Genomic DNA, 25,134 nt, shown 5'->3' with positions numbered 1-25,134 from the left:
GACAAGCTCAGGGTGAGCGGAAGTTGCTATATTCTTCCGAGCCCGCTCAGGCTGAGCTTGTCGAAGCCCCCCAAAAACCTAAGGAAAGCCCTTGGTCCGCCTCAACAAGATCTACACCCGCACCGGCGATGATGGCTCCACCGGCCTCGTCGACGGATCGCGCCTGCCAAAGCACGCCGCGCGCATGGAAGCGATCGGCGCGGTGGACGAGACGAACAGCGCGATCGGACTCGCCGTCTGCGCTCTGGCCGGCAACCCTCATGCCGCGAACCTCACGCGCATACAGAACGATCTGTTCGACCTTGGCGCGGACCTTGCGACTCCGGGCGATGACTTCGCCCCCGGCGAGATGACGCTGCGTATCGTCCCTGCGCAGGTGGACTGGCTGGAAACCGCGATCGATGCGGTGAACGATCACCTCTCGCCCTTGCGCAGCTTCATCCTGCCCGGCGGCAGCGAGGCGGCGGCGCGCGTGCACATCGCCCGCGCATCTGCCCGCTCCGCCGAACGCCGCGCCACCGCGCTGGCGGCGGACACCCCGGTCAACCCTGCTGCGCTCGCCTATATAAACCGGCTGAGCGATTACCTCTTCGTCCTGGCCCGTGCGGTGAATGCCAACGGCGCGGATGACGTGCTTTGGGTGCCCGGCCAGAACCGATAGATATAATCGCTAGGTTCCCTCTCACCGCGCAACCTGTTAAGCGCCCGGTTAAATTCTAGAGGGAGTTTGGCAGTGCAGACAGTCGGCATCATCGGCGCAGGCATCATGGGCGCAGGCATCGCCCAGACCGTGGCAAGCAAGGGCATGGACGTAGTCCTTACCGACGTGAGCCTGGAAAATGCCGAAAAGGGCAAGGCCGGCATCGCCAAGAGCCTCGCCAAGCTGGTCGCCAAGGAAAAGATCGCCCAGGCCGACGCCGACGCGCTGCTGGCGCGCATCACCCCCGCTGCCGACTACTCCGCGATGTCGGGTGCCGACCTCATCATCGAGGCCGCCACCGAGCGCGAGGATATCAAGCACAAGATCTTCGAGGCCGCCGGCAAGGTGCTGGGCGCCAATTCGATCATGGCGTCGAACACCAGCTCGATCCCGATCACGCGCATGGCGGCCAGTTCGCCCGACGCGGCGCGGTTCTGCGGTCTGCACTTCTTCAACCCGGTGCCGGTCATGGGCCTGGTCGAGGTCATCCCCGGCCTCGCCACTTCGCAGGACACGATCGACCGAATGAAGGCGTTCGGTGAAAAGCTGGGCAAGACCGTGGTCCTTGCCGGCGACGAACCCGGCTTCGTCGTCAACCGCATCCTGTGCCCGATGCTGAACGAGGCGATCTTCGTTCTGGGCGCAGGCATCGGTTCGGTCGAGGATATCGACGCGGGCTGCAAGATCGGTCTCAACCACCCGATGGGTCCGCTGACGCTGGCGGACTTCGTCGGCCTCGATACGCTGTACGAGATCATGAAGGTGTTCCAGGCGACCACCGGCGATCCGAAGTACCGCCCCGCGCCGCTGCTGCAGAAGTACGTCGAGGCAGGCTGGTACGGCCGCAAGTCGGGCAAGGGCTTCTACGATTATTCCGGTGAGGTGCCGGTTCCCAGCAAGTGAGAAGGTAAGTGCAGGGAAAATAGCGCCTCTGCACGCGCCGCCTAGACATTCCCGGGGCCTGGGGCGATGGCCCCGGGTCTTCCTTTTCCCGCAAACCTCAATGATCTGCGGAACCCCGCGCTCGACCCGTCCGTTACTCCTGCAAAGGAGATTTCCCGATGACCGAACGCCCCGACGACCTCGCCCGCGAAACGGTGAATGACGAGCAGGAAGACGAAGAAGCGCAGGCGCAGTCAGTAGCCGAGCAGGCGCAGGGCCGTACCTCAGGCAACCCAGGCCTCAGCGATACCGAGAAGGTCAAGGGCGGCATTCGGGACGAGGATGACATCGAAGATGTTGTCGATCACATGAACCAGATGGACACCAGCGGCACCATCGACATGTCCGCCTATGATGGCGAGGAGACGATGGACGATCTCGAAGGCCGCTACGGCAAGAACAATGCCGCAGACGAGGATTTCGCGAACGACGATTCCTGATCGTCCTCTGCGGATTTCAATTCCCGGCAGTCGCCGGGGTTTTCAGCGCCGCGGTAATCTGCTGCATCGTCTTGGCCTGATCCTGCCCATCGTCATCATCCGGTGACGGGATCGAGCAATAGGCCGTCAGCAGTACCCCGGCGGACCAGAACAGCGCATTCCAGCGGCTGCGAAAGACAGTGGTGATCTTGGGACCTATCATGGGCCCAGGATACCGCGCCCAAGGTTAAGACTCCGTGCCCGCCTCGCGTTTGAGATCGTACAGGATTTCGAGCGCGTCGCGCGGGGACATGGCATCGACGTCCAGCGTGTTCAGCTTGTCGCGCAGGGCGTCGGCCGGGGCCTGCTGGGTTTCCTGAACTGCGGCGAACAGCGGCAGATCGCCAAGCCCAGCCGCCAGCCCGCCGGTTTGGGCGCGGGCCTTTTCCAGCTTTTCCAGGACCGACTTGGCGCGGCTGATGACCTTCGGCGGCACGCCGGCAAGCCGCGCCACGGCAAGGCCGTAGCTGCGATCCGCCGGGCCGCTCGCCAGTTCGTGAAGCAGGACGAGGTCGCCCTTCCACTCTCGCGCGCGAACATGGTGCAGCGAGAGCGCCTCGCAGGTTTCCGCCAGCCGCGCGAGTTCGTGGTAGTGAGTGGCGAACAGGCAGCGGCAGCGGTTGGTTTCGTGCACAGCCTCGGCCACCGCCCATGCCAGCGCGAGGCCATCATACGTCGACGTGCCGCGCCCCACTTCGTCGAGGATGACGAAACTGCGGTCGGTCGCCTGTGCGAGGATCGCGGCGGTTTCCACCATTTCCACCATGAAGGTCGAGCGGCCGCGCGCGAGGTTGTCAGAGGCCCCGACGCGGCTGAACAGGCGGTCGACCATGCCGATCCGGGCCGACTTGGCGGGCACGAAGCCGCCCGCCTGCGCCAGCAGCACGATCAGCGCGTTCTGGCGCAGGAAGGTCGATTTACCGCCCATGTTGGGGCCGCCGATGAGCCAGAGCCGGTCGTGGCTGGCGAGGCGGCAGTCGTTGGCGACGAATCGCTCGCCTTGTGCTTTCAGCGCAGATTCGACCACCGGATGGCGCCCGCCCTCGATATCGAGCGAGATGCCTTCCACCACCTGCGGCCGGCTCCAGCCGCCTTCCGCCGCGCGTTCGGCCTGCCCGGCGGCCACGTCGATGCGGGCCAGCGCGGCGGCGGTGCGGGCGATGGACTGGCGCGCGGCAACGGCCTCGGCCACCAGCGTCTCGAAATGGCCCTCCTCGGCGGCGAGGGCATGGCCCCCGGCCTCAGTGATGCGCGCAGCTTCTTCGTGCAGCGCGACGGCGTTGAAGCGCATCGCGCCGGCCATCGTCTGGCGATGCGAAAAGCCGCTGTCCGGCTCCATCAGCTTGTCGGCATGGCGCTGCGCCACTTCGATGAAATAGCCCAGCACATTGTTGTGCTTGATCTTGAGCGAGGCGACGCCGGTTTCCTCGCGGTACTTCGCCTCCAGCGCGGCGATGGCGCGCCGCGCGTTCCCGGACATCACCCGCAGTTCATCGAGCGAGGCGTCATAACCGCTGGCGATGTAGCCGCCCTGTCCGCGCTCGGTCGGCGGGCTCTGCACCAGCGCGCGGGCGAAATGGTCGACCAGTTCCGCGTGTCCGCCCAGCGCCGGCAGCAGGCGCTCCAGCAGGACCGGTAGATTGTCCAGCATCGCCAGCCGCTCGCCAGTGGTGCGGGCACCCGCGAGTCCGTCGCGAAGCTGGCCGAGATCGCGCGGAGAACCGCGCCCCGCCACCACCCGGCCCAGCGCGCGGCCCACGTCCGGCAGCGCCCGCAGCGCGGCGCGCAGGTCTTCGCGCAGCAGGGCATCGGCGTGGAGCCACTCCACCAGTTCCAGCCGCTCTGCAATCGCCATGCGGTCGGTCAGGGGGGCGGAAAGATCGTCCGCCAACTGGCGCGCACCGGCGCCGGTCACGCAGCGGTCGATGGCGTCGATCAGGCTGCCCTTGCGCCCGCCTTGTGACGATTCGAGAATTTCCAGACTGGCGCGCGTTGCCTCGTCCATCGCCAGCGCGGCATCGCCGGACCGGGCCTCTGGCGGGAGCAGCAGCGGCAGGTTACCCCGCCCGACGTGGTCGAGGTAGGCAATAAGGCCCCCCGCCGCCGCCAGCATGGCGCGGCTGAAGGCGCCGAACCCGTCGAGCGTCGAGACGCCGTGGATCAGCTTGAGCCGTCCATCGCCGCCGTCGGAGGAAAATTCGTGGGCCCCGCGCGCGATCACCCCATCCGGCGCCGCGTCCCAGCCATCGGGCGCCACCAGTTCGCTCGCCCCCAGCCGGGCCAGCGCTGCCGCCAGACGCTCGGGCGCGCATTCTTCCAGTTCCATGCGGCCGGTCGAGATATCGCACGAGGCGATGCCCACCACCCCGCGTACTTCGCAGGCCGCCGCCAGCACATTGGCGCGGCGCGGCTCCAGCAGCGATTCCTCGGTCAGCGTTCCCGCCGTAACGAAACGCACGATATCGCGCGCCACCAGCGCCTTCGAGCCGCCGCGCTTTTTCGCCTCGGCCGGAGTTTCGGTCTGCTCGGCAATGGCGACGCGGCAGCCGGCCTTGATGAGCCGCGCAAGGTAGCCTTCCGCCGCGTGGACCGGCACGCCGCACATCGGAATCGGTTGGCCCTGATGTTCGCCCCGTGTCGTCAGCGCGATGTCGAGCACCTGGCTCGCGGTCTTCGCATCGTCGAAGAACAATTCGAAGAAGTCGCCCATGCGATAGAACAGCAGGCAGTCGTCCGCGACCTCGCGAAGGGCGAGGTACTGGGTCATCATCGGGGTCGCAGGGGCACTCATATCGGAAGCGTTAGCCCCGCGGCGCGCATCTTGGGAAGCGCGGGCGCCATCCTTTCCCCTATCGCGTCGCCATCAGATTCGTTAGGGCCCGAGGCGAAGCCGGGGAGATTACACTTGTCCGATAAGTCCAAGGTCCAATTTACCGATCGCGAAGCGCTGTTCTACCATAGCACCATCCGTCCGGGTAAGATCGAGATCATCGCCTCGAAGCCGATGGCGACCCAGCGCGACCTCAGCCTGGCATACTCGCCGGGCGTCGCCGTGCCGGTGCAAGCCATCGCCGACGATCCCGCCACCGCTTACGACTATACCGCCAAGGGCAACCTGGTAGCCGTCATCTCGAACGGCACCGCGATCCTGGGCATGGGCAATCTGGGTGCGCTGGCATCCAAGCCGGTGATGGAAGGCAAGGCCGTCCTGTTCAAGCGCTTCGCCGACGTCGATTCGATCGACATCGAGCTGGCCAGCGAAGACACCGATGCCCTGATCGAAGCCATCGCGATGATGGAGCCGAGCTTCGGTGGCATCAACCTGGAAGACATCAAGGCGCCAGAGTGCTTCATCATCGAGCAGGCCCTGCGCGAACGCATGAACATCCCGGTCATGCACGACGACCAGCACGGCACCGCGATCATCGCCGCCGCCGGCCTGATCAACGCCTGCCTCATCACCGGCCGCAAGCTGGATGAGGTCAAGGTTGTGGTGAACGGCGCGGGTGCTTCGGCACTGGCCTGCACCTCGCTCATCAAGTCGATGGGCGTGCGCCACGAGAACGTTCTGGTCTGCGACACGCGCGGCGTAATCTATCCGGGGCGCGAGCGCGTCGACCAGTTCAAGTCGACTCACGCCGTGATGACCGACCGCCGCACCCTGGCCGAAGCCGTCGTTGGTGCCGACGTGATCCTGGGCCTCTCGGCCAAGGGCGCGGTAACCGCCGACATGGTCAAGTCGATGGCGCCGGAGCCGATCATCTTCGCGATGGCCAACCCGGACCCGGAAATCACCCCGCCCGAAGCCAAGGCCGTGCGTCCCGACGCCATCGTCGCTACCGGCCGGTCGGATTATCCCAACCAGGTCAACAACGTGCTTGGCTTCCCCTTCATCTTCCGCGGCGCGCTCGACGTGCGGGCCACCGCGATCAATGAAGAGATGAAGATCGCCGCCGCCACCGCAATCGCGGAACTGGCACGCGAGCAGGTCCACGAGGACGTGGCCGCTGCCTACGGCGGCGAGACCCAGGTGTTCGGCCGCGACTACATCATCCCGGCGCCGTTCGACCCGCGCCTGATGGAAGTCGTCCCCATGGCCGTCGCCAGGGCGGCGATGGAATCTGGCGTTGCGCAAAAGCCGATCGAGGACTTCGAGGCTTATCGCCACCAGCTCAAAGCCCGCCTCAACCCTACCACTTCGGTGCTGACGCGCGTCTACGACGAGGTAAAGGCCAACCCCAAGCGGGTTATCTTCGCCGAGGCCGACAACGAAGTCGTCCTGCGCGCTGCGATCCAGTATCGCGATTTCGGTTACGGCGAGCCCGTGCTGGTGGGCCGCACCCAGGTCATCCTCGACAAGATGGCCGAACTGGGCGTGCCCAACCCGGAGAGCTACCACATCGAGAATTCGATGGTCTCCGAACACGTCGCCCCGATGGTGGAAATGCTTTACGAGCGCCTCAAGCGCCGCGGCTTCCTGAAGCGCGACGTGCAGCGCATGGTCAACACCGACCGCAACATCTTCGCTTCCGGCCTGCTCAAGCTGGACGCGGGCGATGCCATGATCACCGGCATGACGCGCCCCTTCGCGCAGTCCATGAAGGAAGTGCGCCGCGTGCTGGACCCGGCGGAAGGCAAACTGCCCTTCGGCATCCACATGCTGGTGGGCAAGAACCACACGGTGTTCATGGCCGACACCACCATCAACGAACGTCCCAGCGCCGAAGAATTGGCCGTCATCGCCACCGAAACGGCAGCCGTGGCCCGCAAGCTGGGCCACGAACCGCGCGTCGCGTTTCTCAGCTACTCCACCTTCGGCAACCCCGCAGGCAAATGGCTGGATGCAACACGCGGGGCGATCCACATCCTCGACCAGCAGCAGCCGGACTTTGAGTACGAGGGCGAACTGGCACCGGATGCGGCGCTGAACCCGAAGGTTATGGCACTTTACCCATTCAGCCGCCTGACCGCTCCGGCGAACGTGCTGATCATGCCGGGCCTGCAGTCGGCCAATATCTCGGCCAAGCTGCTGCGCGAGATCGGGGGCACGACCTCGATCGGGCCGATGCTGCTGGGCATGGAAAAGCCGGTGCAGATCGTGCCGATGACGGCGCTTGCGCCCGATGTGCTGACCAGCGCCGTGCTGGCTGCGGCCGGGATCACCGGCTGAGTTTGAAGGCTTGGGGTTAAAGGGGAGAAATGCAGGGGCCATCGCCCCTGCACCCCGATCCCGTCATCGCCGCGCGCGCAGATACGCTGGGCTATTCACGCGCAGTCGGCCCCTCTGCGCCGCAGGCGATATCCTGCTTCCAACAAGCTTCGAATGAGAATGCGGCTGCGCTACGCTGTTGCACGCTCAGCGTCGACAATACCGGGGTCTGGGGCGATGGCCCCAGGTCTTCCCCTTACTTGCGCCTATACCGAAAGTACCAGACCTCATGGCCGTACACGGTCCGCGCCTTGGTTTCGTAGCGCGTCTCGGGCCAGCCGCCGGGGCGGACCTGAAAATCGCCGGGCTTTTCGCAGAGCCATTCGAACTGGTCGGTATGCCGCTGCATGACCATCAGCGCATGGCGCACGTAGATGTCATGGTCGGTGCCGAAGCGGAATTCTCCGCCAAGCTTCAGCTTGGCGGCAAACATGTCCACCGGACCGTCGTTCATCATCCGGCGCTTGGCGTGGCGGGCCTTGGGCCAGGGGTCCGGGTGGAGAAGGTAGAGGAACGAGAGCGACCCGTCGGGAATCCGCGCCAGCACTTCCAGCGCGTCGCCGTGGTGGATGCGCACGTTGCCGATCGGCGGGTGTGCGCCGTTATCTCCGCTCACATGGGTCAGCGCCTGCGCCACCCCGTTAAGGAACGGTTCCGCGCCCAGGAAGCCGTGGTCGGGCAGCATGTCGGCGCGGGCGGCCATGTGTTCGCCGCCGCCGAAGCCGATCTCGAAGTGGAACGGGCAATCGCTGCCGAACAGGGCGGTCGCCGTGACCGGGCCTTCTTCGGGTACGGAAATGCGCGGGAGCAGGTCATCGACCAGGGCCTGTTGCGCGGCGCGCAGGGGCTTGCCCTTGGCGCGGCCGTAGAGGCGGTTGAGCGTGGTCGGATCGCCGGATTTGTGTGCCGTCATGGCGCGCGCCACTGACACTCATGGGCGCGCCAGTCAATAAAGAGGGGCGATACGCCGCTTGGAGGGCGGCGAAGTTGCGCGGCGCAACTCCGCCGCCCAGAGGCTCCCAAGTTTGGCATTGCCAACGCCTGCGCCCGCCTGCTTAACCGGGGGGAATGTTGCACCCCATCTTCCTGCTCCTCGCCTGCCAGCTTGCCGGCGAGGCCGTTCACCGCCTGACCGGACTGGCCCTGCCCGGCACGGTCATCGGCATGATGCTGCTGGTCGGCTGGCTGGCCACCTTCCGGGCCGAGCGGCCCGCGCTGGTGGCGGTGACTGGTTGGCTCACCGCACATCTGGCGATCATGTTCGTACCGGCCTGCGTCGGCCTGATCGACGAGGGGGCGCTAATGGCGCGCTACGGGATCGGCCTGATCGTGGCCACTGCCGCTTCGATGGCGCTGACGCTGGCGGTGACGGCACTGGTGTTCCGCTGGGCGCTGGTCCGGTTCGTACCCGAGGACGGCACGGAAACCGGAGCAAAGCCTGAGAGCATCGTCGCGTGAACGATGTCGCCATGCTGGCCGCGCCGCTGTTCTGGCTGACGGTGACGCTGGGCGTCTTCGAACTGTTCGACACCGCCTCGAAGCGCAGCGGGCGCCATCCGCTGTGCCATCCGGTCCTGTGGTCTACCCCGGCGCTGATCGGCCTGCTGCTGGTCACCGGCACGCCCTATGCCGTGTACAAGGCCGCGACGATGCCGCTCAGCTTCCTGCTGGGGCCTGCCGTCGTGGGCCTTGCCGTGCCGATCTGGGCCGAACGCGCGCGTATCCGCCGACTGGCCGCACCGATCGCGCTGGCACTGGGAGCGGGCGCGGTGACATCGATCGTCAGTGCGGTAGGCATCCTGTCGCTGTTCGGCGCGCCGCGCGAAATCCTCGCCTCGATTGCCCCGCGCGCGACGACCAACCCCGTCGCTATGTCTGTCGCGGGACAGTTGGGCGGGATTCCCGCCTTGGCGGCGGTCATCGTGATGTTCGCGGGCGTATCGGGCGCGATGACGGCAACCCCGATGCTCAACGCCCTGGGCATTCGCGATTACCGCGCGCGCGGCTTCGCGGTGGGCGTCACCGCGCACGGGATCGGCGCGGCGCGGGCGTTTCAAGTGAATGCGACCGCCGGCGCGCTGGCCAGCCTGGGCATGGCACTGAACGCAGTGGTGACGGCATCGCTGCTGTCGATTGTGGCGCTGCTGGTCTGACCCCCAAAAGAAACGGCCCGCCCCTCGTGAGGGCAGGCCGCCGTTGTCCTGCAAGGGGTGCAGGGTCGTTTCGTAGCGATCAGGCCGCTTCGGCAGCCTCGTCTGGATCGCGCAGCACGTAGCCGCGGCCCCATACCGTCTCGATGTAGTTGGCGCCGCCGCAGGCGTGAGCGAGCTTCTTGCGCAGCTTGCAGATGAAGACGTCGATGATCTTGAGTTCGGGCTCGTCCATGCCGCCGTAAAGGTGGTTGAGGAACATTTCCTTGGTCAGCGTGGTGCCCTTGCGCAAGCTGAGCAGTTCCAGCATCGCGTATTCCTTGCCGGTCAGGTGCACGCGGGCGCCATCGACTTCGACCGTCTTGGCGTCGAGGTTGGTGACCAGCTTGCCGGTGCGGATGACCGACTGCGAGTGGCCCTTCGAACGGCGCACCACGGCGTGGATGCGGGCAATCAGTTCCTCGCGGTGGAATGGCTTGGTCACATAGTCGTCCGCGCCGAAGCCGAACGAGCGGACCTTGCTGTCCATCTCCGAGATGCCCGACAGGATCAGCACCGGCGTCTGCACCTTGGCGACGCGCAGTTTCTTGAGCACGTCGTAGCCGTGCATGTCAGGCAGATTCAGGTCGAGCAGGATGATGTCGTAGTCATACAGCTTGCCCAGATCGAGGCCTTCTTCGCCAAGATCGGTGGAGTAGACGTTGAAACCCTCCGCCGTCAGCATGAGCTCGATAGCCCGGGCCGTGGTCGGTTCATCCTCGATCAGCAGCACTCGCATGGGTCAGTGTCCTTCTTGCCCCGATGTCCACGGCGCTCTCGCGACCTTTAGGGACATTGCCGTGTATTAACCATATGACCAATGATCATTAAAGGTTAATTTGCCGTAAACGCAGGATTGTCCCGTAAGTCTTTGTACCAAGGCAACCTTGCGTCATGCCGCGCGAACCGCGCCATTAAAGACGATAACGGCCGATGCTGGTTAATGTTAAGGATGGCGGGAAAGAAAGCGCAAACGTTTTGAGGCGAGCCGAGTCCTATCCCGCAGCGGGAACCCGCACCTGCATCTTGCGGACGCCCTGGCGCGGGGCCCGTTCTGGCCCCGATATCCGCTTGAGGTAGCTCCACAGCCCGCACTGAAGCCCGATCAGCATCAGGATGAACGGCTGGAAGGCGATTCCCACGAACAGCGAGCCGATCAGATAGACCACCTGGGCCAGTTGCAGCGCAACGGCGAGCGGGGCGGCCCAGGCTTCGTCCGGGCCGGTGCGGTCCTTCCAGCGGCGGCGGATCATCTCCATCTGGACAAGGCCCGATATCTGCAGCGTCAGCCACAACGCGAGTCCGGGGAAGCCCTGTTCGCCCAGCATCTCGAAATAGCTTGAGTGGAAGGCACGGCCTTCCTCGACCACGCGGGTACGCGAAATCGTCACGTTGCTGCCGCTCGTCTGGCTGGAGACGGTGTCGTATTCGACCTTGCTCGACATGTAGACTTCGAAGCCGCCCCCCAGCGGGTGGTCCTTGGCATAGCCCATGGTCCACTTCCACACGCCGATTCGCGTCCCCGCTGACTGGTCTGACTGGTGATTCTCGATGGTGTTCATGCGGGCAAGATAGGATGCGGGCAGGAACGGCACCGCCAGCATCGGCGCCAGCGTCATGCCGGCCATGATGACGAAGCGGTGTTTCGAAGTCCGCAGATACAGCACGCAAAGAATGCCCAGACAGATCAGGCCGGTCCGCGCCTGCGTCCCCACGGGGATCAGCGAACAGGCGAAGATCAACGCGATGGTGAAGGTCCACACCCGCCAGTCGGCAGGGAAGATCGTGCCATATTTCGCCAGCCAGATCGCAATCGGGATGATGGCGATGGCCACGCAGGAGATGATCGAGCCTTCGTACAGACCGGTGTTGTTTTCGATGAAGATGATGAGCGAGCCATAGCCGCCGCCGCCCATCGCGGTCTTCAGGCCGCCGTCGATGATCAGCGCGCTGGCAGAGAGCACCATGGCAAGCGCAACCGCCTCGATCCGCAGGCGGGTGCGCAGGGTCAGCGGCAGGAACATCGCGAAGACCAGCGCCTTCCACACCCACGACCATTTGGTCAGCGCCTCCGCCGGATAATCGGCGGTGAGGGTACTTATGCCGCAATAGATCAGCAGCGCAGCGAGCAGGCCCTGCCGCCAGGTAAAGCGCGAATCGCGTTTGTCGTCGAAGATCAGCCAGCCCAGGAACGCGGCCGCGAAAGCGATCAGCGAGGTCGGCATCTGCGTGAGGAAGCCCCACGAGATGAGCTGCGGCGCAACGATATCGACGTAAAGGTAGCACAGCACCCACAGGAACGGCCGCTTGAAGCCCAGCAGGATCATGATCCCGAAAAACGCGGTCAGGCCGAGGTTAAGCATCGCTTTCCCCCGATTCGCTATCGGCGGGCCGTCCGGTCCGCATGCCCCGGGGGGCCCCGCGAATCGGGATGCGGCTGGTGGGCTTCGGCACTTCGCCTTGCGGCTCTCCGCGTTCCTCGACATCGAGATCGGTCCGCCATAGCAGCCTCCAGGCAGCAAGCAGCAGCAGTCCATGGGACAGGGCAAGGGCAAGGATGTCGACCATCTGGGCGGTGCAATAGCAAACTCGAGTTGACGGCGCGTTAAGCGTTCGCAAGCTAGGAATTACGCCATGACCCGCATTCTTCACGTACTCGACCATTCGCTGCCGATCCACAGCGGCTACACCTTTCGCACCCGCGCGATTCTCAGGGCCCAGCAGGCGCTGGGGCTTGAGGTGCGCAGCGTCACCGGCCCGCGCTACAACAAGGTGGACGCCGCCGACGAAGCCGCGGTCGAGGAACATGACGGTCTCCTTTTCCACCGCACCGGCGGCAGCGCCTCTGGCCTGCCCGGCCTTCTGGAATGGCGCGAGATCGCTCTCTTCGCGCGGGCGATAGAGCGCGTCGTAAAGGAATGGCGCCCGGACGTGATCCACGCCCATTCCCCGGTCCTGTGCGGCCAGGCGGCCCTGCGCGTGGCGCGAAAATACGGGATTCCGCTGGTCTACGAGATTCGCGCCTTCTGGGAAGATGCGGCGGTTGGAAACGGCACCGGCAGCGAAGGTTCGCTGAAATATCGCCTGACGCGGATGCTCGAAAGCCATGTGGTGCGCAGCGCCGATGCGGTGGTGACGATCTGCGAGGGCCTGCGCCGCGATCTTGCGCTTCGCGGCACCCCGGAAAGCAAGATCACCGTCATGCCCAACGGAGTGGACCTCGAACTGTTCGGCAGCCCCCTGCCCCGCGACCCGGATCTGGCCCGCGAACTGGGCTTCGACGGCCCCAACGGTCCCTGCCCGGTGATCGGATTCATCGGCAGCTTCTACGATTACGAGGGGCTCGACGACCTGATCGAGGCGATGCCCCATCTCGTCGCCCGCCAGCCCGATGCCCGGCTGCTGCTGGTCGGCGGCGGCCCGCGTGAAGAGGCTCTGCGCGCGCAGGCAGCGGCATCTCCGGCGGCAGACGCGATTCGCTTCGTTGGCCGGGTGCCGCATCACGAGGTCGACCGATACTATGCGCTGTGCGACGTCATGGCATACCCGCGCAAACGCAGCCGGCTGACCGATCTGGTGACCCCGCTCAAACCGCTCGAGGCGATGGCGCAGGGCAAGCTGGTGGCGGCAAGCGACGTAGGGGGCCACCGCGAACTGGTGACCGATGGCAAGACCGGTGTACTCTTCACGCCGGACGATCCGAAAGCCTGCGCCGATTCGCTGGCGCGGCTGCTGGAAGAGCGCGGTGAGTGGGAAGCATACCGCCGCGCGGGCCGAGAACATGTCGAAACCCGCCACGATTGGGCGTACAACGCCCGTCGTTATCCTCTCGTTTACCAAATGCTGGCACCACAGTCCGCTCAAAGTGGGCTCGAAGCCGCCGCCTGACGAAAGTGATGGCACAAGCAAGCGGGTCCAACGAAAAAAGACATCACGAGGTAAGATCAGTGGCCGAGCAAAAACGCAGGAACGCAGGCGCAGAGCCGATCAGCCGTCACCCGCTGTTCCCGGCGATCGTGGCACTCTGGTGCGGGGCCTTGTTCGGGCTTGGCAGCATCATGGTCAGCCCGCAGGCGATCGAAGGTCTGGTCCTGGCCACCGGCATCCACAAGGTGATCCCGATGGCCGCGCCGCCGCTCGGCACCACCACGCGCATCCTGCTGGCTCTGGCGATGACCGGCCTTGGCGCAGCGATCGGCGCTGTCATCGCTCGCCGGATCGCCCGTCCCGCGATTGCGCATGAACGCAGCCGCCCGGCGCAGCAGCTGACTTCCGACGATTCCGAAACCGCCGAAACCCCGCTTGAAGACGCCGCCGAGACGGCCGAAACCGCTCCGGTCGAAGCACAGCCGGCAGAAGTCGTCCGCGCGGGCCGTATCCCCGGCCGCCGCCGCGCGCTGGCGCTCAACACCGAGGATGATGTCAGCACGTATGAGGACCGCGCACCGATCCCCGGCCGTGACACCCCCATTCTCGACGCCCAGATCCTGAACGTCGCCGAATTCGACATCGACGGTTTCGATCACTCCGCGTCAGGCGACCCCGCTTTCCGGCCCACCCCGCGCGCGCCGAGCCTCGAAGCCGTCGACGACGGCGCCGACCTGCCGGCCTGGCTGGACGCCGAAGCGGCATGGCACGAGCCCGAGCAGGACAACCGCGTGAACTTCGCGCCCTCCATCCCGGCGGACGCGCAGGTTTTCCAGCAAGTGTTCCAGGCCCAGCTCAACCGCGAGGCCGATGACATCGAAGGTGCCGTAAAGACCACCGACGTCGAACTGCCCAGCGACCATCCCTTCGCACCTGTCACAAACCGCCTGTTCGAAGCCTACTCACGCGAGGTTTCGAGCGTCCCTGCAGAGCCCGCCTTCGCCGAACCCGGTTTCAAGTTGCTGCCGCGCCTGCATTCGGGCGCCTGGAGCAAGGAAGAGGCTCCGCAGGCAGTTTCCTTCACCGCCCAGATCGAAGCGGATGACATCGAAACCGACGAGCCCGAAAACGTGACCAAAATCGGCACCTGGGCGGAAAACGCCTTCGATGCGCCGACGATCGTGTCCGACATCGAGGACGCGCCCGCCGCTGCCGAGGACGATATCGCCGCGCCGCAGCCTTTCGCCGAAGACGCTTTCCAGCCCGGCAAGACGTCCGAAGACGCCATCCCCGCGCAGGAAGCCCCCGTCTCGTCCGAGCAGCAGGCATCCAGCCGAATCGCCGAGGCCGACCTCGACGATCTGTCGCACGTCGAACTGCTTGAGCGGCTCGCCCTGGCCATGGCCGGGCGCCGCGAGCAGGCCCGACGCGCTGCCGAGGTGGCCGCTTTCCCCATCGCGGTGGAATTCACCCCCTTGCGCGAAGTGCCGCAGGCGGACACCGCTTCGGCCGAATTCCCGCCGCCTGCGTTCGAGCGCCTCGCCCCCGAACCGTTCGGCAATGTCGCCTCGTTCGCCCCGCCGGCGATCGAAAGCGACGCGGTATTCGGGGAAACCATCGATGCCCCGTTCGCGCCCGTGCAGGATGCCCCTGCCGCAGAAGATTTCGGCGCCGGGTTCGATCCGCACCAGTCGATTCCCGCTGCCCTGCGCCCCGTCACCTTCGAGGACTACGCCGAGGATTATGGCAGCGACGAGGCCTTGCCCGGCTACATTCCCCCGCGTCATATCGGCCTGACCTCGATCGATACGCCGTTCGAACAGCGCGGCGAGCATGATGTGGAGGCTTCGTTTGCTCCTGCATCCTTCCCGGCCAGCCCGTTCACGGCGGAAGAGGAAGGCGAGAGCGACGAGGAAGTCGTGCTGCAGCAGGGCTATTCCTCGCTCCTCAACCTGTCGCGCCACGCCGCCGCCCCGCAGCGCCGGTTCGCCGAGGTCGAGGGCTTCGAGGACGAAACCGACGAGCGCGGTACCGTCCACGATCTGCTTGGCCAGGAAGCGCGCGAAGCCGTTCCCTTCTCACGCCCGACGCTGGCCCCTTCCCCGATCACCGACACCGCCGCTTCGGAACGTCTGTTCGACAGCCCCGAAGCGCGTCCCGAACAGGAAGCCACGGAAAAGGCCCTGCGCGATGCCCTCGCCACACTACAGCGCATGAGCGGCGCGGCCTGATCCGGCCGGAGACCCGTTCCATCGGGTCGATTCCAGCCACCGAAAATGCGGCAAGCCCCGCCCAAGCCCCTTTCAGACAGGGCCCGGGCAGGGTTTGTATATAATAAAATGCCGTAGATTCTGCCGATCAAGCACTCAATCCTGCGCGAAGGCTGCGTTCGCAGTTGCAAAACCGTCCTTCAATCGTCATGGGGACCGTGGGGTCATGTGCCGCGTGAGACTACGTGAGGTCGTCGCACGATTCGTGCGCGACTGCGGGCAAGCGCGGTGGACCCCATTTGAAAAAATGTGACAGGATGGGTTTATATCGATGGGATTTCCTAAGCCCCAGGGCCTCTATGACGCGCGTAACGAACACGATGCATGCGGTGTGGGCTTCGTCGCCCATATCAAAGGCCAGAAAAACCACGCGATCATTACCCAGGCACTGGAAATTCTGAAAAACATCGACCACCGCGGTGCGGTGGGCGCCGACCCTTTGCTGGGCGACGGTGCAGGCATTCTGACTCAGCTTCCCGACCAGCTTTTCCGCACCTGGGCGGCCGGCGAAGGCCTCGAACTGCCGCAGGCGGGCGACTACGGCGTAGCCATGTGCTTCCTGCCGCAGGACGATGCTTCGCGTGAGATGATCGTCGCGATCTTCGAGAAATTCATCAAGAAGGAAGGCCAGCACCTGATTGGCTGGCGCGACGTGCCGGTGACGCTGGACGGCCTGGGCAAGACCGTGCTCGAATCGATGCCGGTGATCCGCCAGTGCTTCGTCGGACGCGGTGAAAGCTGCGCCGACCAGGACGCTTTCGAGCGCAAGATCCTGGCGATCCGCAAGCAGACGCAGAACCCGCTCAAGGCGCTGGCCGTCAAGCATGACATGCCCGGCCTGACCGAGCTGTACATGCCCAGCTTCTCCAGCCGTACGATCGTCTACAAGGGCCTGCTGCTGGCGACTCAGGTCGGCTCGTTCTACGACGACCTGCGCAACCCCGAGTTCGTCTCGGCACTGGGCCTCGTGCACCAGCGCTTCTCGACCAACACCTTCCCGAGCTGGAAGCTGGCGCACCCGTTCCGCTTCATGGCGCACAACGGCGAGATCAACACGGTTCGCGGCAACGTGAACTGGATGAACGCACGCCGCCGCACCATGGAATCCGAGCTGCTCGGCGCCGATCTCGACAAGATGTGGCCGCTGATCCCGCACGGCCAGTCGGACACCGCCTGCCTCGACAACGCTTTCGAGCTGCTGCTCGCGGGCGGATACAGCCTTGCCCATGCGATGATGATCCTCATCCCCGAGGCATGGTCGGGCAACCCGCTGATGACCGCGGAACGGCGCGCGTTCTACGAATACCACGCTGCCCTGATGGAGCCGTGGGACGGCCCCGCCGCCGTCGCCTTCACCGATGGCCGCCAGATCGGCGCCACGCTGGACCGCAACGGCCTGCGCCCCGCGCGCTTCCTCGTCACCGACGATGATATCTGCGTCATGGCCTCCGAGAGCGGCGTCCTTCCGATCAAGGAAGACAACATCGTGCGCAAGTGGCGTCTCCAGCCCGGCCGCATGCTGCTGATCGACTTCGAAGAAGGCCGGATCATCGAAGACGAGGAAATCAAGACCAAGCTGGCCGAGGCCGAGCCTTACGAAAAGTGGCTGACCCAGGCGCAGTACAAGCTGGCCGACCTCGACGTGATCGAGCCGGAACTGGCCGAACTGCCCAAGGCCACCGGCACGCTTCTCGATCGCCAGCAGGCCTTCGGCTACACGCAGGAAGACGTCACCCGCTTCCTCGAACCGATGGCCGTCAACGCCGACGATCCGCTTGGCTCGATGGGCACCGACACGCCGATCCCGGTGCTGTCGTCGAAGTCGCGCCTGCTGTACGACTACTTCAAGCAGAACTTCGCTCAGGTCACCAACCCGCCGATCGACCCGATCCGCGAGGAACTGGTTATGAGCCTGGTCACCATGATCGGCCCGCGCCCGAACCTGCTGGGTCACGATGCCGGCACGCACAAGCGCCTGGAAGCCAGCCAGCCGATCCTGACCGACCTTGGCCTTGCCAAGATCCGCTCAGTGGAAGCCGCGCTTGACGGCGCTTTCCGCACCGGCACCATCGACATGACCTGGGACGCTGCAAGCGGGGCCGCCGGCCTTGAGCAGTCGATCAAGGAAATGTGCTGGGCCGCGACCGAAGCCGTGCTGGCGGACAAGAACATCCTTGTCCTGTCCGACCGTGCGCAGGGCCCGGACCGCGTGCCGATGCCGGCGCTGCTGGCGACGGCGGCGGTGCATCACCACCTCGTGCGCCAGGGCCTGCGCATGCAGACCGGCCTCGTCGTGGAAACCGGCGAAGCGCGCGAAGTGCACCACTTCTGCGCCCTGGCCGGTTACGGCGCCGAAGCGATCAACCCCTACCTCGCGCTTGAGACGATCGAGTCGATTCGCGTGCGCAAGAACCTGCCGGTAACGGCGGAGCAGGCGGCGAAGAACTACGTCTATGCCGTGGGCAAGGGCATCCGCAAGGTCATGTCCAAGATGGGCATCTCGACCTACCAATCGTACTGCGGCGCGCAGATCTTCGACGCGGTCGGCCTGTCCACCGCTTTCGTCGACAAGTACTTCAACGGCACCGCCACCACCATCGAAGGTGCCGGCCTGGCAGAGATCGCAGAAGAAACCGTGCGCCGCCATTCGGCAGCCTACGGCGACGATCCGATCTACAAGTCGATGCTCGACGTGGGCGGCATCTACGGCGCGCGCGTGCGCGGCGAGGAACACGCCTGGACGAGCGAGAACATCGGCCTGCTCCAGCACGCGGTGCGCGGCAACGTGCCTGAAAAGTACCGCCAGTTCGCGCAGACCATCAACGACCAGTCGGAGCGCATGCTCACGATCCGGGGCCTGCTGGAATTCAAGGCCGCTGAGGCGATCGACATCGACGAGGTCGAACCGGCCGCCGAGATCGTCAAGCGCTTCGCCACTGGCGCGATGAGCTACGGCTCCATCAGCTGGGAAGCGCACACCACGCTGGCCGTGGCGATGAACCGCATCGGCGGCAAGTCGAACACCGGCGAAGGCGGCGAGGATCCCAGCCGCTTCAAGCCGATGGCCAACGGCGACACCATGCGCTCGTCGATCAAGCAGGTCGCGTCGGGCCGCTTCGGCGTCACAACCGAGTATCTGGTCAACGCCGACGACATCCAGATCAAGATGGCACAGGGCGCCAAGCCCGGCGAAGGCGGCCAGTTGCCCGGTGACAAGGTCAACAAGACCATCGGTGCGACCCGCCACTCGACGCCGGGCGTCGGCCTGATCTCGCCGCCGCCGCACCACGACATCTACTCGATCGAAGACATCGCGCAGCTCATTCACGATCTCAAGAACGTGAACCCAACTTCGCGCGTCTCGGTCAAGCTGGTGTCCGAAGTGGGCGTCGGTACGGTCGCCGCTGGTGTTTCCAAGGCCCGCGCCGATCACATCACGATCTCGGGTTATGAAGGCGGCACCGGCGCTTCGCCGCTGACGTCGCTGACCCATGCGGGCAGCCCCTGGGAAATCGGCCTGGCCGAAACCCAGCAGACGCTGCTGCTCAACAACCTGCGCAGCCGCGTGGTGGTGCAGGCCGACGGCGGCTTGCGCACGGGCCGCGACGTTGCCGTTGCCGCGCTTCTGGGCGCGGACGAGTTCGGCTTCGCCACCGCGCCGCTGATCGCGGCGGGCTGCATCATGATGCGCAAGTGCCACCTCAACACCTGCCCGGTGGGCGTGGCGACGCAGGACCCGATCCTGCGCGGCCGCTTCACCGGCCAGCCCGAGCATGTGATCAACTACTTCTTCTTCGTCGCCGAAGAACTGCGCGCGATCATGGCCGAGCTGGGCTTCCGCACCATCCCCGAGATGGTCGGCCGCGTCGACATGCTCGACATGAAGAAGGCGGTCACGCACTGGAAGGCCAAGGGCGTCGACCTGTCGAAGCTGCTCTACCAGGCGCCGCTGGGTGACGGTCCCTCGCTCAACTGGTCGCAGACGCAGGATCACGGGCTTGAGCACGCGCTCGACAACCAGCTGATCGAAGCGGCCACCGATGCTCTGGAAAACCGCGCAGCCGTGCGCATCGAAAAGTCCATCATCAACGTCAACCGCACGGTCGGCGCGATGCTCTCGGGCGAAGTCGCCAAGCGCTACGGCCATGCCGGCCTGCCCGACAACACGATCAACGTGAAGCTCACCGGCGTCGCCGGCCAGAGCTTCGCCGCCTGGCTTGCCCACGGCGTCACGCTCGACCTGACCGGCGATGCCAACGACTATGTCGGCAAGGGCCTGTCGGGTGGCCGCGTGATCGTGCGCCAGCCCGGCCACGTCGACCGTGATCCGCTCAAGAACATCATCGTCGGCAACACCGTGCTTTACGGCGCGGTTTCCGGCGAGGCGTTCTTCAACGGCGTCGGCGGTGAGCGTTTCGCTGTCCGCAACTCGGGCGCGATCACCGTGGTCGAAGGCTGCGGCGATCATGGCTGCGAGTATATGACCGGCGGCGTCGTCACCGTTCTGGGCAAGACCGGCCGCAACTTCGCAGCGGGCATGTCCGGCGGCATCGCCTACGTCTACGATGAGGACGGCCAGTTCGAAAAGCTGGTCAACGGCTCGATGGTGGACCTGCTGCCGATCTCGCCCGAAGCGGACGAGGACGAGGGCACCGGCCGTCCGCAGCAGCGCACTGTCGGGGTCAACGACCTGGGCATGGGCGACCCGCTGCGCCACGATGCGGAGCGCCTGCGCATCCTGCTCGAACGCCACCACCTGCACACCGGCTCGAAACAGGCCCGCGCATTGCTCGACGATTGGAGCAACGCACTGGGCAAGTTCGTCAAGGTGATGCCGCGCGACTACGCGAAGGCACTCAGGCTGCTTGAGGCTGAACGCCTCGAAGCCGCCTCGGTCGCAGCAGAATAATTGGGATACGCATACGATGGGTAAGGAAACCGGCTTTCTCGAGCTTGACCGCCACGACCGCAAGTACGGTCCGGTCGACGCGCGGCTGAAGAACTACAACGAGTTCGTCATCCCGCTCGCACCCCAGGCGCTCAAGGACCAGGCATCGCGCTGCATGAATTGCGGCGTGCCGCACTGCCATACCGGCTGCCCGGTCAACAACATCATCCCGGACTGGAACCACCTGGTCTACGAGGACGACTTCCGCAACGCGCTGGAGGTCCTCCACTCGACCAACAACTTCCCGGAATTCACCGGCCGCATCTGCCCCGCCCCGTGCGAGGCAGCCTGCACGCTCAACATCATCGACGAGCCGGTGACCATCAAGTCGATCGAATGCGCGATCGTCGACAAGGGATGGACCGAAGGCTGGATCACTCCGCAGGCGCCTGCAAAGCGCACCGGCAAGTCGGTCGCGGTGGTGGGTTCTGGCCCGGCGGGCCTCGCCTGCGCCCAGCAGCTGGCACGCGCCGGCCACTCCGTCACGGTGTTCGAGAAGAACGACCGGGTCGGCGGGCTGATGCGCTACGGCATCCCCGACTTCAAGATGGAGAAGCACCTCATCAATCGCCGCGCGGCGCAGATGGAAGCCGAAGGCGTGGTGTTCAAGACTTCCACCGAAGTGGGCGTGACCGTCTCGGTCGCTTCGCTGAAGGAGAACTTCGACGCCGTGGTCTTCGCCGGCGGCGCCGAGGAAGCCCGCCGTCTGGACATCCCCGGCGCGGAACTGCCGGGTGTGCGTCCGGCGATGGAATTCCTGACCCAGCAGAACAAGCGCAACGCCGGCGACGACGAACTGCGCGCCGCTCCGCGCGGCACGATCTCCGCAACCGGCAAGCACATCATCGTCATCGGCGGCGGTGATACCGGGTCGGACTGCGTTGGCACCTCCAACCGCCAGGGCGCGGCTTCGGTCACCCAGCTGGAAATCATGCCCAAGCCGCCGGTGATGGAAGACAAGGCAATGTCGTGGCCGTTCTGGCCGCTCAAGCTGCGCACGTCCTCCAGCCACGAAGAAGGCGCGGACCGCGACTGGTCGATCCTGACCAAGCGCGTCGTCGGCAGCAACGACGTCACCGGCCTGGAATGCGTCCGCGTCGAGTGGGCGGGCGGCAAGATGACGGAAGTGCCCGGCAGCGAGTTCACGCTGCAGGCGGACCTGATCTTCCTCGCCATGGGCTTCACCGGCCCGCGCAAGACCGGCATGATCGACCAGTCCGGCGTCGAGCTGGACCCGCGCGGCAACGTCAAGGCCAACATGCTCAAGTACCAGACCAGCGACGAGCAGATCTTCGCCTGCGGCGACATGCGCCGCGGCCAGTCGCTGGTCGTCTGGGCGATCCGCGAGGGCCGCCAGTGCGCCCGCTCGGTCGACGAAGTGCTGATGGGCGCCAGCCTGCTGCCGCGCTGATATTCAGCCATACCGAACAGGGAAAGGGCGCGCCGCGAGGTGTGCCCTTTTCGTGGGGTCATCGATGCCGCCCGCCGAGGCGATCACTTGGCCGCGCAGCTTGACCATCCCCCTGCCCGCCGGTTCACTGGCTGCGAGAGGGAGATAGGAAATGCTGCTGGAAATCGCCGAAATCGAAGTACGCCCGGGCGCGGAAGATCAGTTCGCGGCCGCCATGCGTGAAACCGGCGTCGCCCACCTTGCCGCCTGCGAGGGCGTGGTCACGGCCAGCTTCGGGCGCGGAGTGGAAAACCCCTCGAAATTCACCTTCAACGTCGTCTGGACGTCGATCGAAGCCCATGAGGCCGCCCGGTCGCTCGAAGATTTCGGCAAGTTCCGCGCCTGCTTCGGCGACATGTCCATCAGCGGCGCGATGAGCCACTACCGGATGGACGCAGCCCTCACCGGCCCTGCGGCCTGATCGTCACCAGGCGATCGTCCCGCGCCCATTCTCGCGGAGGAATTCGTTCGCGCGGCTGAAATGCCGGCAACCGAAGAAGCCCGCATGAGCCGAAAGCGGGCTGGGATGCGGGGCCGTCAGCACGAGGTGGTGGCTTTTTGCCAACCCCGCCACGCGCATGGCCTTCTTCTTCGCGTGATTGCCCCATAACATGAAGACGCAAGGCTGCGCCTTGGCCGCCACGGCAGCAACAGCCGCGTCGGTGATCGCCTCCCAGCCCCGGTTCTGGTGCGACCCGGCCTGCCCCTCCTCGACGGTGAGGGCGTTGTTGAGCAGCAGCACGCCCTGCCGCGCCCAATGTTCGAGGTTGCCATGCCCCGGCGCGGTCACGCCGCAGTCGCTGGCCAGTTCCTTGTAGATGTTCACCAGCGAGGGCGGCACCCGAACCCCCTCGGGCACCGAAAACGACAGTCCATGCGCCTGCCCGGCGCCGTGGTAGGGGTCCTGCCCCAAGATCACCACGCGTACTTCGTCCAGCGGCGTCAGCTCGAAAGCGCGCAGCCGGCTGCCGCGCGGCGGAAAGATGTGCTTGCCCGCGGCTTCCTCCTCCTTGAGCCAGCCGCCAAGCTTGCGCGCCTCGGCCGTAGCAAGGACTGGATCGAGCGCCGGAGCCCAACTTGCCGGTACACTCTGGGACTGCTGTGTTGCCATGATGCCCTCACCCTCCCGAAAAACCTGCGCACCGGCGCATGGCAGGGCTTGCGGCCATTGCGAAACACCGGCCCAGTCCCTAAGCATTTCCGGCATATGGCTGTCTATCTCCACGAAGAAGATCTCCCCGAAGGCGTGCTTGCGCCGGGGCCCGTCGCTGTCGACACCGAAACGATGGGTCTCATCACCCCTCGCGACCGGCTCTGCCTCGTGCAGATCTCGGATGGGAAGGGGGACGAGCATCTCGTCCGCTTCGCTCCCGGCAGCGCTTACGACGCGCCCAACCTGAAGGCCGTGCTGGCCGATCCGGCGCGCCTCAAGCTGTACCACTTCGCGCGCTTCGATCTGGCTGCGGTGGAACATTATATGGGCGTCACTGCGGCGCCGGTGTTCTGCACCAAGATCGCCAGCAAACTGGTGCGTACCTACACGGATCGCCACGGCCTCAAGGACCTCGTGCGCGAATTGCTCGGCAAGGAAGTGTCCAAGCAGCAGCAGTCGAGCGACTGGGGCGCCCCGGAACTGACCGAAGCGCAAAAGGACTACGCCGCATCGGACGTGCGTTACCTGCACGCAATGCACACCATCCTGGTAACGCGCCTTGCCCGTGAAAACCGCACCGAGATCGCCCAGGCCTGTTTCGATTTCCTGCCCGCCCGCGCCCGGCTCGACCTGGCAGGCTGGCCCGACCATGACATCTTCAGCCACGAAGCAGCCTGATCGCTCCAAGAGAGTTGCGTAACCAGACATGTCCGTAGAAGCCGTAGAGATCCGCAACCGCCGCCGGCACTTCGCCGCGCCCGGTGGCTCGCATGATCGACTCGTAGGCTTCCTGGCCAAGGCGCTCCCTGCGGCGATCGGCGTCGTGGCGGCGGTGATGATCCTGGTGCCGCTATCGCCGCGCGGCGAGATCAGCTTCCTGCTGGACCGTAACAAGGTGGCCATCACCAACGAGCGCCTCGTGGTGAACGACGCTGCCTATCGCGGCAAGGACGACAGCAATCGCGGCTTCGTGGTGACTGCCGGCACTGCCGTGCAGCGCGCCGCTGCGATTCCGGTCGTCCAGATGCAGAAGCTCAGGGCTCTGCTCAGCCTTAACGACGGCCCGGCTGAAATCGTCGCGCCGAAAGGCGCTTACAACTACGACACCGACAAGATCGCGGTAGCTGGCCCAGTGAACTTCGCCGCCCCCGATGGCTACAAGATGACCACCAGCCGGGTCGACATCGACGTGAAGAGCAAAGTCGCCGTCGGCTCGGGCGGAGTAGACGGAACGGTGCCTACCGGCACGTTCCGCTCCGATTCGATGAGGGCGGACCTTGAAAGCCGTACCGTGACCCTTGAAGGCAATGCCCGGCTGCGCATGACGCCCGGCAAGCTGAGGATACCCCAATGACCCCCGCCCGCAAGAAGCTCTTCCGCGTAGCGCTGACCGTGCCGGTGCTGGGGCTGGCCGCCCTTGGCGCATCCCCCCAGATCGACGCGCAGGTCCTTTCGGGCCATAACTCCGACGCTCCGGTGGACTATGCGGCCGACCGCATCGAGCTTCAGGACAAGCAAAACCGCGTGGTCCTGACCGGCAACGTCGACGTGAAGCAGGCCGAACTGCGCCTGCGCGCTGCGCGCACGGTGGTGAACTTCACCAATGCCGGCTCGATGCAGATCCAGCGCATCACCGCATCGGGCGGCGTCGTCGTCACCCGCTCCGACGAAGTGGCGACGGGCGACGTGGGCATCTACGACTTCAACCAGAAGATCATCACAATGACCGGCAACGCCACGATCAAGCGCGGCAACGGCGACACCCTGCGCGGCGGCCGCCTGGTAGTCGACCTCAAGAGCGGCGTATCCTCGGCGTCTGGCGGCCAGGGCGGACGGGTTTCGGGCACCTTCAGCGTGCCCAAGCAGAACGGCAACTGACGCCAGGCTTTCCGGATTAAAGCAAGTTAACTAAAAGGCATTTTCCTAC

The 25,134-nt window shown here is 65.5% G+C and carries 21 protein-coding genes; 14 read left to right on the top strand and 7 right to left on the bottom strand.

What is annotated here, in order from left to right; all coding sequences use genetic code 11:
* The first annotated feature begins 91 nt into the window (after positions 1 to 91).
* From TQ38_RS01230 to TQ38_RS01220, 3 genes are all read left to right on the top strand, one after another.
* The gene (locus TQ38_RS01230) at positions 92 to 661 is read left to right on the top strand and encodes a cob(I)yrinic acid a,c-diamide adenosyltransferase (protein ID WP_043973985.1); all 570 of its coding nucleotides are present in this window, start codon (positions 92 to 94) and stop codon (positions 659 to 661) included.
* A 72-nt stretch (positions 662 to 733) separates the two neighbouring features.
* Positions 734 to 1,603, top strand: coding sequence for a 3-hydroxyacyl-CoA dehydrogenase family protein (locus TQ38_RS01225; protein WP_082057619.1), 870 nt, complete (start codon positions 734 to 736; stop codon positions 1,601 to 1,603).
* 158 nt (positions 1,604 to 1,761) lie between these two features.
* Positions 1,762 to 2,082, top strand: a complete 321-nt coding sequence (locus TQ38_RS01220; RefSeq protein WP_043973988.1) for a hypothetical protein — start codon at positions 1,762 to 1,764, stop codon at positions 2,080 to 2,082.
* A gap of 16 nt (positions 2,083 to 2,098) precedes the next feature.
* Here the strand turns inward: TQ38_RS01220 and TQ38_RS01215 are convergent, their stop codons facing one another.
* Together TQ38_RS01215 and mutS are read right to left on the bottom strand one after the other, a co-directional pair.
* Positions 2,099 to 2,284, bottom strand: a complete 186-nt coding sequence (locus TQ38_RS01215; RefSeq protein ID WP_043973991.1) for a hypothetical protein — start codon at positions 2,282 to 2,284, stop codon at positions 2,099 to 2,101.
* A 24-nt stretch (positions 2,285 to 2,308) separates the two neighbouring features.
* A complete protein-coding gene (gene mutS, locus TQ38_RS01210; RefSeq protein ID WP_205316057.1) occupies positions 2,309 to 4,912 on the bottom strand; it encodes a DNA mismatch repair protein MutS in 2,604 nt (867 codons plus the stop codon).
* Positions 4,913 to 5,026: 114 nt separating this feature from the next.
* Here mutS and TQ38_RS01205 point away from each other — a divergent pair, with 114 nt between their 5' ends.
* Positions 5,027 to 7,291 (top strand): NADP-dependent malic enzyme, encoded by a 2,265-nt coding sequence (locus tag TQ38_RS01205; RefSeq protein WP_043973997.1) that lies wholly within the window; start codon positions 5,027 to 5,029, stop codon positions 7,289 to 7,291.
* Between the two features lie 235 nt (positions 7,292 to 7,526).
* Here TQ38_RS01205 and TQ38_RS01200 read toward each other — a convergent pair whose 3' ends face one another.
* Complete coding sequence (locus TQ38_RS01200) at positions 7,527 to 8,243, bottom strand: tRNA (guanosine(46)-N(7))-methyltransferase TrmB (RefSeq protein ID WP_043974003.1); 717 nt, start codon at positions 8,241 to 8,243, stop codon at positions 7,527 to 7,529.
* Positions 8,244 to 8,398: 155 nt separating this feature from the next.
* On the opposite strand from TQ38_RS01200, the gene TQ38_RS01195 reads away from it, so the two are divergent.
* Positions 8,399 to 8,788, top strand: a complete 390-nt coding sequence (locus TQ38_RS01195; RefSeq protein ID WP_043974004.1) for a CidA/LrgA family protein — start codon at positions 8,399 to 8,401, stop codon at positions 8,786 to 8,788.
* Positions 8,789 to 8,799: 11 nt separating this feature from the next.
* Positions 8,800 to 9,483 (top strand): LrgB family protein, encoded by a 684-nt coding sequence (locus TQ38_RS01190; RefSeq protein WP_205316087.1) that lies wholly within the window; start codon positions 8,800 to 8,802, stop codon positions 9,481 to 9,483.
* A gap of 79 nt (positions 9,484 to 9,562) precedes the next feature.
* Here TQ38_RS01190 and ctrA read toward each other — a convergent pair whose 3' ends face one another.
* The 3 genes from ctrA to TQ38_RS01175 all read right to left on the bottom strand — a co-directional run bounded on the left by ctrA (position 9,563) and on the right by TQ38_RS01175 (position 12,087).
* Complete coding sequence (gene ctrA, locus TQ38_RS01185; protein ID WP_008832472.1) at positions 9,563 to 10,258, bottom strand: response regulator transcription factor CtrA; 696 nt, start codon at positions 10,256 to 10,258, stop codon at positions 9,563 to 9,565.
* A 256-nt stretch (positions 10,259 to 10,514) separates the two neighbouring features.
* Positions 10,515 to 11,882 (bottom strand): putative O-glycosylation ligase, exosortase A system-associated, encoded by a 1,368-nt coding sequence (locus TQ38_RS01180; protein ID WP_043974013.1) that lies wholly within the window; start codon positions 11,880 to 11,882, stop codon positions 10,515 to 10,517.
* Complete coding sequence (locus TQ38_RS01175; RefSeq protein WP_043974016.1) at positions 11,875 to 12,087, bottom strand: hypothetical protein; 213 nt, start codon at positions 12,085 to 12,087, stop codon at positions 11,875 to 11,877. The genes TQ38_RS01180 and TQ38_RS01175 overlap by 8 nt, the downstream gene beginning before the upstream one ends.
* A gap of 66 nt (positions 12,088 to 12,153) precedes the next feature.
* On the opposite strand from TQ38_RS01175, the gene TQ38_RS01170 reads away from it, so the two are divergent.
* The 5 genes from TQ38_RS01170 to TQ38_RS01150 all read left to right on the top strand — a co-directional run bounded on the left by TQ38_RS01170 (position 12,154) and on the right by TQ38_RS01150 (position 22,475).
* Positions 12,154 to 13,407, top strand: a complete 1,254-nt coding sequence (locus tag TQ38_RS01170; RefSeq protein WP_043974019.1) for a TIGR04063 family PEP-CTERM/XrtA system glycosyltransferase — start codon at positions 12,154 to 12,156, stop codon at positions 13,405 to 13,407.
* A 59-nt stretch (positions 13,408 to 13,466) separates the two neighbouring features.
* Complete coding sequence (locus TQ38_RS01165) at positions 13,467 to 15,617, top strand: hypothetical protein (protein ID WP_043974022.1); 2,151 nt, start codon at positions 13,467 to 13,469, stop codon at positions 15,615 to 15,617.
* A 310-nt stretch (positions 15,618 to 15,927) separates the two neighbouring features.
* Positions 15,928 to 20,565 carry a glutamate synthase large subunit gene (gene gltB / locus TQ38_RS01160; RefSeq protein ID WP_043974024.1) on the top strand — a complete coding sequence of 1,546 codons (4,638 nt, stop codon included), beginning with the start codon at positions 15,928 to 15,930 and terminating at the stop codon, positions 20,563 to 20,565.
* A 16-nt stretch (positions 20,566 to 20,581) separates the two neighbouring features.
* Entirely contained in the window at positions 20,582 to 22,015 is a 1,434-nt protein-coding gene (locus TQ38_RS01155) for a glutamate synthase subunit beta (RefSeq protein ID WP_043974027.1), read from the top strand.
* Between the two features lie 151 nt (positions 22,016 to 22,166).
* Positions 22,167 to 22,475, top strand: a complete 309-nt coding sequence (locus TQ38_RS01150; protein ID WP_043974030.1) for a putative quinol monooxygenase — start codon at positions 22,167 to 22,169, stop codon at positions 22,473 to 22,475.
* A 3-nt stretch (positions 22,476 to 22,478) separates the two neighbouring features.
* Here the strand turns inward: TQ38_RS01150 and TQ38_RS01145 are convergent, their stop codons facing one another.
* Complete coding sequence (locus TQ38_RS01145; RefSeq protein WP_043974555.1) at positions 22,479 to 23,165, bottom strand: uracil-DNA glycosylase; 687 nt, start codon at positions 23,163 to 23,165, stop codon at positions 22,479 to 22,481.
* Between the two features lie 96 nt (positions 23,166 to 23,261).
* Between TQ38_RS01145 and TQ38_RS01140 the strand changes: the two genes are divergently transcribed.
* Genes TQ38_RS01140 through TQ38_RS01130 form a run of 3 tightly spaced genes read left to right on the top strand, consistent with a single transcriptional unit; the run spans position 23,262 to position 25,085 of the window.
* Complete coding sequence (locus TQ38_RS01140; RefSeq protein WP_043974032.1) at positions 23,262 to 23,885, top strand: ribonuclease D; 624 nt, start codon at positions 23,262 to 23,264, stop codon at positions 23,883 to 23,885.
* A gap of 28 nt (positions 23,886 to 23,913) precedes the next feature.
* The gene (lptC, locus tag TQ38_RS01135) at positions 23,914 to 24,561 is read left to right on the top strand and encodes an LPS export ABC transporter periplasmic protein LptC (protein WP_043974034.1); all 648 of its coding nucleotides are present in this window, start codon (positions 23,914 to 23,916) and stop codon (positions 24,559 to 24,561) included.
* Entirely contained in the window at positions 24,558 to 25,085 is a 528-nt protein-coding gene (locus TQ38_RS01130; protein ID WP_043974035.1) for an LptA/OstA family protein, read from the top strand. Before lptC ends, TQ38_RS01130 begins: the two co-directional genes overlap by 4 nt.
* Positions 25,086 to 25,134: the final 49 nt, after the last annotated feature.

Origin of the sequence: Novosphingobium sp. P6W (assembly GCF_000876675.2) — a bacterium.
GTDB lineage: Bacteria > Pseudomonadota > Alphaproteobacteria > Sphingomonadales > Sphingomonadaceae > Novosphingobium.
The sequence above is the reverse complement of the archived record's forward strand: the minus strand, read 5'-3'. Positions and strand labels throughout refer to the sequence as shown.